This window comes from Azospirillum humicireducens (assembly GCF_001639105.2).
In the GTDB taxonomy this organism is placed as follows: domain Bacteria; phylum Pseudomonadota; class Alphaproteobacteria; order Azospirillales; family Azospirillaceae; genus Azospirillum; species Azospirillum humicireducens.
In genome coordinates, this window is sequence record NZ_CP028904.1 from 13,745 (window position 1) to 27,038 (window position 13,294).

The 13,294-nt window shown below is 66.7% G+C and carries 13 protein-coding genes; 2 read left to right on the forward strand and 11 right to left on the reverse strand.

All coding sequences use genetic code 11. The features are described from left to right. Positions 1–67 precede the first annotated feature (67 nt). Entirely contained in the window at positions 68–982 is a 915-nt protein-coding gene (locus A6A40_RS22285; protein WP_108548090.1) for a LysR family transcriptional regulator, read from the forward strand. A gap of 18 nt (positions 983–1,000) precedes the next feature. Here the strand turns inward: A6A40_RS22285 and A6A40_RS22290 are convergent, their stop codons facing one another. From A6A40_RS22290 to A6A40_RS22340, 11 genes are all read right to left on the reverse strand, one after another. Further along, positions 1,001–1,519: a cupin domain-containing protein gene (locus tag A6A40_RS22290; RefSeq protein WP_108548091.1), complete on the reverse strand. Its 519-nt coding sequence runs from the start codon at positions 1,517–1,519 to the stop codon at positions 1,001–1,003. A gap of 14 nt (positions 1,520–1,533) precedes the next feature. Then, the gene (locus tag A6A40_RS22295) at positions 1,534–2,703 is read right to left on the reverse strand and encodes an alpha/beta hydrolase family protein (RefSeq protein WP_108548092.1); all 1,170 of its coding nucleotides are present in this window, start codon (positions 2,701–2,703) and stop codon (positions 1,534–1,536) included. Between the two features lie 18 nt (positions 2,704–2,721). Then, on the reverse strand, positions 2,722–3,678 hold the full coding sequence (locus tag A6A40_RS22300; RefSeq protein WP_108548093.1) for an NAD-dependent epimerase/dehydratase family protein: 957 nt from the start codon (positions 3,676–3,678) through the stop codon (positions 2,722–2,724). Beyond that, positions 3,675–4,679 (reverse strand): fumarylacetoacetate hydrolase family protein, encoded by a 1,005-nt coding sequence (locus tag A6A40_RS22305; RefSeq protein ID WP_108548094.1) that lies wholly within the window; start codon positions 4,677–4,679, stop codon positions 3,675–3,677. Before A6A40_RS22305 ends, A6A40_RS22300 begins: the two co-directional genes overlap by 4 nt. A 32-nt stretch (positions 4,680–4,711) precedes the next feature. Then, positions 4,712–5,833 (reverse strand): FAD-dependent oxidoreductase, encoded by a 1,122-nt coding sequence (locus A6A40_RS22310; RefSeq protein ID WP_108548095.1) that lies wholly within the window; start codon positions 5,831–5,833, stop codon positions 4,712–4,714. A gap of 91 nt (positions 5,834–5,924) precedes the next feature. Further along, positions 5,925–6,896, reverse strand: a complete 972-nt coding sequence (locus tag A6A40_RS22315) for a VOC family protein (protein ID WP_108548096.1) — start codon at positions 6,894–6,896, stop codon at positions 5,925–5,927. A 287-nt stretch (positions 6,897–7,183) separates the two neighbouring features. After that, positions 7,184–7,504, reverse strand: coding sequence for an NIPSNAP family protein (locus A6A40_RS22320; protein WP_108548097.1), 321 nt, complete (start codon positions 7,502–7,504; stop codon positions 7,184–7,186). Between the two features lie 28 nt (positions 7,505–7,532). Continuing rightward, positions 7,533–8,327, reverse strand: coding sequence for an SDR family NAD(P)-dependent oxidoreductase (locus A6A40_RS22325; protein WP_108548098.1), 795 nt, complete (start codon positions 8,325–8,327; stop codon positions 7,533–7,535). Positions 8,328–8,351: 24 nt separating this feature from the next. After that, positions 8,352–9,275: a SphA family protein gene (locus A6A40_RS22330; protein ID WP_158279337.1), complete on the reverse strand. Its 924-nt coding sequence runs from the start codon at positions 9,273–9,275 to the stop codon at positions 8,352–8,354. Between the two features lie 108 nt (positions 9,276–9,383). Beyond that, the gene (locus tag A6A40_RS22335; protein WP_158279338.1) at positions 9,384–10,574 is read right to left on the reverse strand and encodes an MFS transporter; all 1,191 of its coding nucleotides are present in this window, start codon (positions 10,572–10,574) and stop codon (positions 9,384–9,386) included. A gap of 509 nt (positions 10,575–11,083) precedes the next feature. Continuing rightward, the gene (locus tag A6A40_RS22340) at positions 11,084–12,004 is read right to left on the reverse strand and encodes a LysR family transcriptional regulator (RefSeq protein WP_158279339.1); all 921 of its coding nucleotides are present in this window, start codon (positions 12,002–12,004) and stop codon (positions 11,084–11,086) included. Positions 12,005–12,157: 153 nt separating this feature from the next. Between A6A40_RS22340 and A6A40_RS22345 the strand changes: the two genes are divergently transcribed. Beyond that, complete coding sequence (locus A6A40_RS22345; protein WP_236783962.1) at positions 12,158–13,225, forward strand: amidohydrolase family protein; 1,068 nt, start codon at positions 12,158–12,160, stop codon at positions 13,223–13,225. Positions 13,226–13,294: the final 69 nt, after the last annotated feature.

A 13,294-nucleotide genomic window follows, 5' to 3' on the forward strand; every position in this document is an offset into this window, starting at 1 on the left:
TTGTCATGATCATGACAATCGGCGATACAGATGATCTGTTCCTATCGATTGCGCCGGCAGTGACCGCATGAATTTCAACCGTTTGGATCTGAACCTGCTGGTCGCCCTCGACGCCCTGCTGGAGGAACAGAGCATCACGCGCGCCGGCGAACGGCTGCATCTCAGCCAGTCGGCGATGAGCGGGGCGCTGGCCCGGCTGCGCGACTATTTCGGCGACGAGCTGCTGGTTTCGGTCCGGCGCAAGATGGTGCCGACCCCCCTGGCAGAGCTGCTGCGCCCCCGCATCCGCGCCATCCTGCTGGACATCCAGGCGACGCTGGAAACCCGGCTGGACTTCGATCCCGCCAGCGCCAAGCGCCATTTCCGCATCATTGCGTCCGACTATGTGCTGGCGGTGCTGGGCATTCCCGCCGTCACAAAGCTGTCGAAGCTCGCCCCCGGCATCACCTGCGAGTTCCTGTCGCAATATGCGCAGCCGACCGATCTGCTGGAACGCGGCGAGGCCGATTTCCTGATCATGCCGCACCCCTACCTGTCGCCCGACCACCCGTCGCGGCAGCTGTTCGAGGACGATTACGTCTGCGTCGTCTGGAAGGACAACGAGCTGGTCGGCGACAGCCTGACCGAGGCGGAGTATCTGGCGCTCGGACACATCACCACCCGGTTCGGCAACACAAGGCGCATGCCCTCCTTCGAGGAATGGTTCGTCTCCAACGGTGGCCGTGCCCGCCGGCTGGAGGTCGTGACGTACGATTTCAACTCCGCCATCCAGCTGGTGATCGGCACCCAGAGGGTGGTAACGGCCCACCGCCGGCTGGCAGACCGGCAGGCCCGCTTCCTGCCAATCCGCCTGGTGCCGTTGCCGTTGCCGATGCCCAGGCTGGCCGAGCATCTGCAATGGCACCAGTATCAGGACAGAGATCCGGCCAACCGCTGGATGCGCGACCTGCTCGCCTCCTGCGCCGAACGGCCGGACGGCTGATCCGGCCGGCGCGCCCGATCACGGCATCAGGTGCAGGTCGGGCAGCTTCGCGCGCAGCTCCTCGCTGAACTCGCCGTGCAGCAGCACGAAGGCCATGCGGGCGATGCGGTCGGAGCGGTTTTCCCACGCATGGTCCGTGCCGCGCTGGACCACCACGTCGCCGGCCCTCAGAGTGACCTCGCTGTCGGTCAGGATCAGCACCATCTCGCCCTCCAGCACGATGCCGTAATCCACCGTGCTGGTGCGGTGCATCGGGCTGCGCACCCCGCCGCCGCCGGCCGGGAGGAAGTCGATGATGCGGATGGCGCTGCCGCCTTCTTGGGGGTGGATGGCCGGGCGGTCGCTGGTCGGTTCTTCCGCCTCGACCGAGGTGATCGGCGCCGGGCTGCGGCCGGTGCCCCAGATCTCGTAGAAGCGGGCACCCGGCAGGGTCCGGCTGTGCGGCGGCGCTTCCACCGCCAGCGCGACGGAGGCGCCGGCGGCATCATGGCCGGTGACGATGCGGCGGCCCTGATAGGGGCTGTCTTCCTGGCTCACGCTTGCGCTCCCATTCAGGCCGTGCGGCCGCCGAGGGTCTCGGCCACCCAGTCGGCGATGTAGTTGGCGGCGTTGTCGCTGTTGTCGAAGCTGCTGTGCTGGATGCCGCCCTCGCGCGGGGTGAAGATCTTCAGCTCGCGCTTCGGGCTGTTGACCAGCTGCTCATAGCTGCGGTGGGCGTACTCCAGCGGGATCTGCTTGTCGGCCTCGCCATGGGTGACGAGGAAGGGCACACGGATGCGGTCGAGCACGCCGTCGAGCGTCACCTTCTCGGCGATCGCCATGAACTCGTCCATGTCGCGGGCGCCCCAGACCCAGCGGACATGGTCCCAGTAATGCGGCACCGGGCGTTCGCCCTCGCGGGCCAGCCGGCGCTTCTGCACCTCGCCCCAATTGTGGTTGGCGCCCCACACCACGCCCATGGCGAAGCGCGGTTCGAAGGCGACGGCGCGCGGGCAGTAATAGCCGCCGAGCGACACGCCCTCCAGCCCGATGCGCTTGGGATCGACGTCGGCCCGGCCCTCCAGCCAGTCGACCACCCGGCTCGCCCAGGCCTCGCTGTCGTAGCGGGCGGTCATGCCGTGCAGGCGCAGCGCCTCGCCGGTGCCGGGCTGGTCGATGATCAGGGAGGCGATGCCGCGCTTGGCCAGCATGCGCGGCAGGCCGACGCGGTATTTCATCTCCTTGGTGCTGTCGAGGCCGTTGACCTGCACCAGGATCGGCGCCGGCCCCTCAACGCCCTCTGCCACGCCCTCTGCCCGGACATAGAGGCCGGAGATGTGGGCGTCGCCATAGGGGATCTCGACCCGCTCGCAATTCTCCTTCGCCAGCCGGACTCCCTTGCGGAACACCTCCTGGAAGCGGGCGTAGAGGGCGGCGCGGCCGTCGCTGCCATGACCCTGCATCCGTTCCGCGGTGATCAGGTAGGTGGCGGCGCGGTTCAGCTTGTCGCCAGCCGACATCAGCCGTCCCTGCGCCTCGTCCTCCGCCGCCAGTTCGCAGAGCTTGTCGGCCATGGCGACCCAGGACTGCATGAACAGGCGGGTGCCGGCGTCATCGCCCTGCTTCGACACGTCGAGCAGCGGCGCGCACATCTCCTCGATCTCGCCGATCTTGGCGCCCATCTCCAGCGCCAGATCGACCGACAGATTCCAGACATAGTTGGTCGGGAAGTAACGGAACATACCCCATCCCCTTCTTGATCATTTCATCGCGTTGCGGACCAGCGCGTCGGCCGATCCGTCATGGCGAAATCCCAGCCGCTCCGCCGCCGTCGCCACCAGCGGCGGGAAGCTGCCGAAGACGGCCTCCAGCCCGGCGTCGGGGGCGTAGGCGATGCGGTCGCGGCAGCCGGCGCCGAAGCGGCGGGCCAGCGCCTCCACCACCTCCGCGATGGTCAGGCGCAGGACCGGCAGCGGCCAGACGCGGCCCGCCTCCAACGCCCGCCCGTCGAGCCGCGCGGCATGCAGCAGATTGTCGACGCAGCAGTCCGCCGACATCCACCAGGCGACCGCCTGGGGCGACACCGGGCAGACATAGGGTTCGCCCGCCGCCGCCGCCCACATCAGCTCGCTCATGAAGGCGGAGCGCAGCCCGGCGGAGGCGGCGCGCGGCCGGGCGACGATGCCGGGCAGCCGCAGCGCCCGGCCGTCGATGCGGCCGATGCGGCTGAGATCCTGCAACACCAGCTCCGCCGCCAGCTTGTGGGCGCCATAGCTCAGCACCGGGCGCGGCAGGGTCCGGTCATCCACCGGCGAGGGCAGCGGCGCGCCATAGACGGCGATGCTGCTGGCGAAGACGACGACCGGCGCGGCTTGTCCACCTGCGGAGCGGTGTCCCAGACGGTCGAACAGAGCGAGCGTCGCGTCGAGATTGACCCGCCGTCCGGCCTCGTAATCGGCCTCCGCCGCTCCGCCGGCCAGGCTGGCGAGGTGGAACACGACGTCCCCGCCGCCATCCTTGAGTGCGGCGTCCAGCGTCTGGTCGTCACCGAAGCTGCCGTGATGGCGGCGCAGCCGGGCATTCTCCGGCACCCCGTTGAAGCCCAGGTCGATCAGGTCGATCCGCTCGATCGGCGCAGCCAAGGCTTCCTCTTCGAGCAGCCGGGCGACCAGCCGCCGCCCGACGAAACCGCCGGCGCCGGTGATGAGGATTTTCATCGCGCCGCACCCTGTTGCGGAGCCTCGGCGGCAATCACGCGCTGGTCGATCGCACCGAAGAGGGGGCCGCCGTCGTCGCCCCTGGCCTCCATCCGCACCCGGTCGCCGAAGCGCATGAAGCCGGTGCGCGGCGCACCATGCTCGATGGTTTCGATGGCGCGGCGCTCGGCGATGCAGGCGGATCCGGCGCCGGGCTCGGCGCTCGACACCGTGCCGGAGCCGACGATGGTTCCGGCATGCAGCCGGCGGGTGCGGGCGGCATGGGCGATCAGCTCGAAGAAGCTGAAATTCATCCCGCCGCCGTTGGGATGGCCGAACCACTCTCCGTTCCAGTCCACCCGCAGCGGCAGATGGACCCGCCCGTCGCTCCAGGCCCGGCCAAGTTCGTCCGGCGTCACCGCCACCGGCGCGAAGGAGGTCGAGGGCTTGGTCTGGAGGAAGCCGAAGCCGGTCTTCATCTCGCGCGGGCCGAGGGCGCGCAGGCTGACGTCGTTCAGTTGCAGGACCAGCTTCACATGGCCGGCGGCCTCGGCGGCGGTGCAGCCCATCGGCACATCGTCCGTCATCACCGCGAACTCACCCTCGAAATCGATCCCCAGCGCCTCGTCGGGCAGCGGCAGATCGTCGTGGGGGCCGAGGAGATCGTCGGAGGCGCCCTGATACATCAGCGGGATGGTGGCGGCATCCTCGATCGGCGGCAGATTGTAGGCAAGCTGCAACAGCCGGCCATGGTTGAGGAAGGCCGACCCATCGACCCATTGATAGCCCCGCGGCAGCGGCGCGTGGGCCTGCGCCGGATCGAAGGCGAAGGCGCCATCCGCCGTTCCGGCCTCCAGCGCGGCGGCCAGCGACAGCAGCGGCTCCTCGCACTCCGCCCAGCGTTCGACGGCATCCTGCAAGGTGGCGGCGATGGGGGCGGCATCAATGGCGCGGGTCAGGTCGCGGGACACCACGACCAGCCGGCCGTCGCGCCGCCCGTTCTTCAAGCTGGCGAGTTTCATGACATCCGGCCTCCTGCCGGTCGCAACGGGGATCAGATCGGCTGGGCGGTCAGTTCCAGCATCTGCCGGACGATGGGGGAGCGGTCGATGTCGACCTTGTTCATCTCCCACTCGCCGATCTGGATCGAGGTTTCGGCGATGTATTTGCAGCGCGGCAGGCGGCGGTCCATGTAAGCGGCGAAGACCCGCTCCAGCGGTCCGCCGCGCTCCAGCTCCTCGGCCAGCACCAGCACATCCTCGATCGCCATGCCGGCGCCCTGGCCCAGATGCGGGGTGGTGGCGTGGGCGGCGTCGCCGATCAGCACGACACGGCCGCGATGCCACGGCTCCGGGGTGAAGACCACCTCCAGCGGCTTGTAGACCACGCCCTCGGGGTCGGTGATCTCCTCGCGCAGCTCGCCGATCAGGCCGCCGAAGCCGGCCAGCCGCTCCCGCATCAGGGCGGGCAGCTGCGCCGTCTCCATGCGCGGATTGCCCGGTTCGACCGAGGTCACATACATGTACATCAGCTCGTCGGTCAGCGGCACCAGCCCGGCATTCGCCTCCGGCCCGGTGAAGGACATCAGATGGTCGACCTCCGGCCTGCGGCGGAAATTGTAGCGCCAGACCGATTGGCCGGTGAAGCGCGGGCGCACCGCGTCGCCCCACAGCAGGCCGCGCACCTTGGAGAACAGTCCGTCGGCGCCGATCACCAGATCGTAGCGTTCGCGCCGGCCGTCGGTGAACAGGATGTCCACCCCGTCGCCATCGTCATTCAGCGTTTCGACGGTGACGCCGAGACGCAGCGAGGCGCCCAACTCGGCCGCCGACGCCACCAGCACATTGTGCAGGGCGCGGCGCGATACGCCGACATTGGCCGGATAATCGGGACCGGCCAGCCGGTGCCCCGGAATGGTGGCGATACGCCCGCCATCGGTGCGGTAGATGCTGACATTGTCGAAGCTGAAGGCGGAATCGAGGAAATGGTCGAGGATGCCGAGCTGGGCGATGGCGCGCACCACGTTGCATTGCACGATGATGCCGACGCCGTAGACCGTCCAGTCCGGCTTCACCTCAACCAGATCGACGGCGAAGCCGCGGCGGCGCAACGCGATGGCCGCGCCCAGTCCGCCGATGCCGCCACCCACCACCAGGATCTTTTCGACGGGTTTCATGCTTTTCGTTCCCTCCGGAGACCGGCGGATTCGCCGCCGGTCCTTGGCCCATTCCTTGTTTTCCAGGCTTTTTGAGTCCAGCTCCGCCGCGTCATTTCCGCGGCGGCAGGAATTCCTTGTAGAACTCGACGTCCCACGGCACCTCTTCCTGCATGAAGTGCGGCATCGAGTGCATCCAGGTCGCGGTACCGAAGCGGAACTCCCACTCGCGCGGGATCCAGTTGTCGTCGAGATAGTCGCTGTCGGCGCCGTATTCGGCCTCGCCGCCCGCCGGGCACAGCAGGTAGCAGAACAGGGCCGAGGCGATGCGGTGGCGGCCGGTGCCGAGGAAGCCGTGCTTCCAGCCCTGGCGCGTCATGTAGTTGGATCCGACCATCACCTCGTCGATGTCCTCGACACCGAAATTGCAGTGGTGGAAGGCCGGGTGTCCCGGCATGCCCGGCAGCTTGCAATCGGCCAGGAACATGTTGTGGTGATCGTTGGCGCCGTCGCAGCGGCTGTAGATGCCGACCTGCTTCTGGTGGTCGGACAGGCGGAACTTCAACCGGTCGCGGAAGAAGGCGAAGCTCTTCCAGTAATCCTCCACCGCGAAGACGACATGGTTCAGCGTCTTCGGCCGGGCGCGCCGCTTCCATTTGCGGTGCTGGTTCAGGCGGCCGACATGGCCCGGCGCGTTCAGCGGATCGGGGGCGTAGACCACCTTCTTGCGGTTGAAGACCCGCAGGCCGACCGGCAGGTCGCAGTCGGTGCGGAAACGCGCCGCCCCGTCCGGCCCGACCGTCACCTCGCGGTCGCTGCCGATGTCGCGCACCAGCCGGTCGAAGCTCTCCTGGCTGTCGACGCCCCAGATGGTCTCCTTGACGCCATAGCCCTGGTAGGTTCCCTTCGGAACGCTGGGATGGCCGTAGGGACGCAGCAGGACGGTTGAGCCCTCATCGAGGCGGAAGACGCTCTCCTCCGCGCTGCGCGACAGCAGCGGAAGGCCGAAATCCTCGAAGAAGCGGGTGCTGAGATCGAGATCCTCGACCCCGTACAGGACGGTATCGATGCCGACGATGGCCATGATGGAAGCCTCTTGATCAGGTGGCGTGCGACCATGCGGGAACCGGGACCGGGGCGCCGTCCGGGCAAGCCGGGGGCGTGGCGCACGGCGGCGCACGGATCAGCAGGGATGAATTCGGGAAGCGGCGGTCGGAAAGGTCGGTGAAGATCGTTCGTTGTCCGGACTGTTATTTCATACTGCACATTGGCCGAACCGCTGACCAATGGTCTGTTGCGATGTCTTGCATCGGTGGGACCGATGCATCGTCGGCGAAGGCTCGTCGTCCGTGATGCATCGGTCCGGCCGGATCAGAGCGGCGGCAGGCCGGGCAGAGTGGCGAGCAGCTGCGCCTCGACGGCACGGATGGCGCTGACGTCGAAGCCGTCCATGTCGGCGCGGAAGGCGTCGCTTTGCATATAGGCGGCGTTCACCGCGGCGATGTCGGCCCCTGGCGCGAAGGAGACCAGGGCGAGGACACGGGCCGGCGCGTCGGGATCGACCGACCGCCAGACGCCATGGACGGTGATGCCGAAGGCGGGCAGGCTTTCAAGATGGCGCGGCCAATGGACGGACAGGTAGCGGTCCGCCGCCTCGGCGCTGGCGAGCGTGTAGGTGCGAAGTTGGAACATGGCTGGTCCTTAAAAGGGTGGCTGTGGGTCAATCGGCGATCAGCGTACCGCCATCGACGACGAGCGTCTGCCCGGTGACGAAGGCGCCCGCCGGGCTGGCGAGGAATAGGACGGCGCCGGCCACCTCCTCCGGCGCCCCCATGCGGCCGAGCGGCGTGCGGTCGAGCCGGCGGCGCAGCGCCTCGGGTTTCTCCTTCAGCGGCCCGGCGAAGGCGGTGTCGATCAGACCGGGGGCCACCGCGTTGGCGCGGATGTTCGCCGCCCCCCATTCCACCGCCAGATTGCGGGCGAGCTGAGCGTTGGCCGCCTTGGTCAGCGCATAGACGCCGAGATTGCGGTTGCCGCGCAGACCGGCGAGGCTGGACATGACGATGATGGACCCACCGCCACCCTCCGCCATGAGGGGGGCGGCGATGGTGCAGAGCCGGACCGTGGAGTCCAGGTTGATCGTCATCATGGTCCGGTAGGCGTCGTCCGACACCCGGGCGCTCGGCCCCTCCTCCAGCGTGACGCCGGCATTGGCGACCAGGCTGTCGAGGCGGCCGAAGCGGTCGAGCGTGGCCGACAGCAGGGCGGACAGCTGTTCCGGCCGGCGGACGTCGCAGGCCACGGCCAGAGCCGTCAGGCCCCGGCCGCGCAGCCCGGCCGCCGCGGATTCGCAGGCCGCCCCATCCTCGCTGGACAGCACGACCGCCGCCCCGGCGAGGGCCGCCTGCTCCGCCACCGCCAGCCCGATGCCCCGGCCGGCACCGGTGACGACCATCACCCGACCGTCCAGGCGGAACAGCGGGCTTCCGCCGGCCCCTTCATGCTGCGATGTCATGACGATGCTTCCTTGTTGGGACCGTCAGAGCTTGAAGCCCACATTGAACCACAGGTTGTTTCCCTGGGTCCGATGTTCGGCCACCAGATCGCGCTGCCAGGATCCGCTGACATGCAGTCCGGGACTGAAGCTGTAGGTCAGCGACGGGCCGATGGCGAAGGCCTTGCCCTTGTTGCCATCGGAACCGACGCCGCGTCCCTTGTCGTCGGTGAGCTGCTGATAGGCGTAGCCGACCAAACCGACCTTGGTCGGGCCGAAATTCCAGCCGACCGCGTAATCGATATACAGCTCGTTGCCGGACGTGTAGTCGGTCGCCGTGTTCTTGGTGTTGAAAACGACGCGGGGCACCAGGGAGAGATCCAGCCCTTGCGGGTCGAAATACTTGTAGCCCAACACCGGCTGGATCGCCCAGTGGTTGGCCCCGATGTTGAACATGTTCTCCTTCTTGTAGCGGCCGGTGGGGGCGGCGATGTCCAGGCCGACGACCAGGGAATGGCCGTCCATGTGCCAGACCAGCCCGGCCGTTCCGGTCACGTCGGCGATGGAGGTCTGGGTGTCGCCACGGCCCATGATGCTGAGATCACCATGGACGACGGGAAGCACCAGCTGCCCCCAGACGTCCGCCCCCGCCAGCTTGATGTCGCTGACATGCAGTAGACGGAAGGTGTTGGAATAGGTCTTCAGCGAAAAATCTATGGGGATCTTGTTGCCGTTGCCGTCATTCAGACGGTTGGCTGCGTAAAAGTTCGTTTGCGACAATATATAAGTGCCGGGGAAGGGCGGAATGCCGGCGCCGTAGAACTGCGCCGAACCGCCGATATATTGCGAAGTTCCCCCTTCCGTCGCTTCGGCGGGGCTGGCGGCGAGGCCCAGCCATCCCGCCACGGCAACGGCGAGGGCCAGCGAGGAAACTCCACCGGAAATGCGGCTTTCACGAGAGTGCGCCATTACAGTCATCGTTCCCTTCCTGTCTTTTTTTGAATGCGGGGGTTTGTGCCGCCCCTCTGGATCGGGGGCGGTTCGGTCCGGCTTTTCGTGTTATTGGCCGGCTTCTCTTTATCGGCCGGTTTGGGTGCCGCGCAGGGTCAGCGTGGCGGTCACGGCAAGCAGAAGGCCGCAGAGGGCGAAGATCCCGATCGCGCGAACCAGTCCGCCGGACGCATGCTCGACGGCGGCCACGACCAGCGGGCTGAGGAACTGGCCGATGAACACCGCCCCCATGAACAGCCCGGTGCCGCGTCCGCGCAGATCGAAGGGCAGTTCGGCCATCGCCACCGTCAGCAGCAGCGGCAGCGCGATGCCCCAGCCGAAGCCGTGCAGAACCGCACCGGCGACGATGCTTGGAAAATCGCCGGCCATCGCCATCGCCAGCAGCCCCAGCCCCATGCCGGCGAAGGCCAGCGCCGCCATCAGCGGCGTGGATTTGCGCGACAGGCGGCGGAACAGCAGGGCGCCGACGGGGATGGCGAGACTGCCGGTGGCGGTCGCCAGCCCGATCATCTGCGGCGAGGCGATGCCCTGGATCGCCAGGAGAAAGCCCATCTGGATCGGCACGATGTAGAACAGCAGGCTTGCCGTCAGCACCAGCAGGCTGACGGTGGCGAAGCGCCGCCAGGGAATGGCGGACGCGGTCTCCACCGTCTTGTGAAGCTCCTTCGGCGCCTCTTCAACCAGGAACAGGATGACCGGCGCGAGGAAGGCCGCCAGCCCGTAGATCGCGAAAGGCGTGCGCCAGCCCTGCTCGCCGAGCAGGCCACCCACGGCGATCAGCGGAATCGCCGACAGCGAGGCCACCACCGACTGCATCGCCAGCCAGCGTTCCCGCTCGCGGCCCTGGTTGTGATCGCAGATCAGCGTGGTCGAACAGGTCATCACCGCCGCCTCGCAAATCCCCAGCAGCGCGCGGGCCAGGATGATCGCCGGCAGATGGTCGAGCCAGATCGGCGCCACGCCGCAGGCCGCATAGACCAGCAGGGCGGCAACCAGCAGGCGCTTGCGCCCGAAGCGGTCGGCCAACCACCCGGCGAGCGGTGAGAACAGGGCCAGCATCAGCGCCGGGATCGTGATGGCGACCGGAACCAGAAGTCCGGCGTTCGGATCGGCGGCGAAGGCCCGGCTGATGTCGGGAATGACCGGAGCGACGAGAACCGCCGCCATCACCGGCAGGATGACCGGCAGAATCAAGGACACGGATTGTGCGGTGGCGGCGCGCGACGGCACCACCTGCACCAAGGCATCGGACATCATGCACCCTCCCAAGGACGCGGTCCCGCACGGCCGGCAGCGGCGGCCATGGCGGTTGAATTTATGATTGTTGGTGGAAAGCGGCAGCGATGCCGAACTTTCAAATCCGGCGGCCATCTTGTGCGGCCGTTCCATCATCAGTCTACAAATCTGTTTGCGATGCGTGAAATCTTTCCTGCCGATGCGTCATATCGTCTGGACGGATGGATGGCCGGTTGCGCTCCTGTGGTTCACTCGGATTGGGGGGCTTCACCCCGCCGGCGACCATGCGGTCGCGCGCTGCGCATGACGGGTTCGTGTGGAGCCTTGCCCACGGGCGTTCATGCCGATGCCCTGGGAAGTGACGCCCACCCCCAGCGGCGATGTGGCGGAAGCCAGCGGCGAATGGGCGGGACCATCTCGGCCATCGGATAGGTCAGCCCATAACAGGCTGAGCCAAGATCCGCGTAAACCCGTGTCCACCGACCCGGTGCATGCCCGGTCGCCGGGCTTGCTGCCATTTCGGAGGAGGCTTATGTGCCTGCTGCGATATGTCGGTGCGCACCCTCGACGATCCTGTCCTTGAGCCACTGAACCCCAGCGTCGCTCCGGCGCTTCGAATGCCATTGCACATGCTCGCGGATGAGCGGTGCAGGCATCGGCAGCGGGTAGACGGCAAGCGGGTACAACCGGCTGAAATGAAGGGCGTGTAGACCGTTGAGCAGCGCGAGACGATCGGTTTCGATGACCGAGGCGAGCACCGAATTGAAATTGTCGACCCTGACTTCGACGTTCACCTTGAGGTCGGTACCCCTGATCAGTCGCTGAACGAAGGAAGGGGCACGCCCCGGGCCGAAGCGGATGTCCACACAGGGGCGTTCAAGAAACTCCTGCATCGTCAGAGTGCCGTTGCGCGCCGGCGCCCCGTTCCACGCTATCACTGAAAGCCGGTCTTCGAACAGGAAGCGGGCCGGGTGATCGGCGAACAGATAATCCTCAATCGTAATGAACAGATCGACTTCACCACGCTGGAAGCACTCCGCATGTTGGGCTGTCGGCGTGGCGAGATCGAATGTCAGCCTCGGCGCAACCTTTCTTATGTTCCGCAGAACTTCGGCCAGCATCACGTCGTATACATAGTCCGAAACCACAATGTGGAACTGCCGTTCCACCGTCGCAGGGTTGAACTCGATTGGTGTGGTGATCGTCGCGCGGACCAGGGTCAGGACTTCGCGCACCCGGCCGGCCAATTCGAGGCCGGTCTCAGTGGGCATCATTTTGTTCCCCACCTGCACCAGCAGGTCGTCGCCGAAGAACTGACGAAGACGTGCCAGCGAACCACTCATGGCCGACTGGCTCATGTTCAACCGCCTTGCGGCTCCGGAAACCGAGCTTTCCTCGATCAGGGCGTCGAACACGACAAGGAGATTGAGGTCCAGCCCGTCAAAACGCACGTCATTCCCCTGCGATGGCCGCGAACAGTTCAAGTTGACCAATTGGTGTTGGAAAAAGCAATCAGTCTTACCGATAGGTTCTATCCGAAGAAACGCGTTCCCGCTGCGGCGGGCGGCGGCTAGCCTCAGCGGACCGAAACCAGACTGCCGGGGATGGCCATGACAGGCAGTTTTCACCGCTGCGCCCATGAGGGCGACCACCCCATCGTGCGTCGCGACGGCCAGTCGCTGGTCGTCGATATTCACTGCCATCTTGCCGTCCGGCGGGCCGACGCACGCCTGCGGGAGGTTCTTCCCAACGCCCCGGCCGCGATGCCGTTCACCTCTTCCGCATCGCAGGCGGTGAACGGCAGCATGTTTGCCGCCATCGCCTCCCGCCTGCACGGCACGGAGGAGCGGCTGGCGGATATGGACCGCCTGGGCATCGATGTCCAGGCGATCAGTCCCTCGCCGGGCCAGTATTTCTACTTCACGCCGCCGGAACTGGGCCGTGAACTCAGCCGGATGGTCAATGATGGCTTGGCGGAGGCCGTGTCAGCGCACCCGGACCGGTTCGTGGCGCTCGGCAACGTGCCTTTGCAGAACACCGGGATGGCGATTGCCGAAATGCGCCGTTGCGTGACGGAGCTGGGCTTTCGCGGGGTGGAGATCAATTCGAACGTGAACGGACGGGAACTCGCCGATCCTGAATTTCGTCCCTTCTTCGCGGCGGCCGAGGAGCTTGGCGTTCTCGTCTTCCTGCATCCGCTTGGCTTCACGCATGGCGAGAGGCTGACGGAATACTACCTCAACAACATCATCGGGAATCCGCTGGAAGCAACCATCGCGCTCTCCCACCTGATCTTCGGCGGCGTGCTCGACAGCCATCCCGGTCTCAAGCTTTGCGTGGCCCATGGCGGTGGATATCTGCCGAGCTATTGGGGAAGGATGGATCACGCTTGGCGGGTGCGGCCGGAATGCCGGACCCACATCGCGCACGAACCTTCGCATTATCTCCGTCAGGTCTGGCTGGATACGCTCGTGTTCGACCGGAGCCAGCTCGATGCGCTGCTGCGCGTGCATGGACCGGAACGGCTGTGCCTGGGCACGGACTATCCCTTCGACATGGCCGAGCCGGACCCGCTGGCCTTCCATGCCGACTTGGAGCCGCAGATTCGTGATCGCATCCTCGGGCTGAACGCCGCCCGGTTGCTGGGGCTGCAAACGGACCGGATTACCTGAAATCCAGTGGGCTTCGACGGGCGAATCCGATCGTCAAACAAAGAGCCGAAGTGTCAAGCGATTGATTTT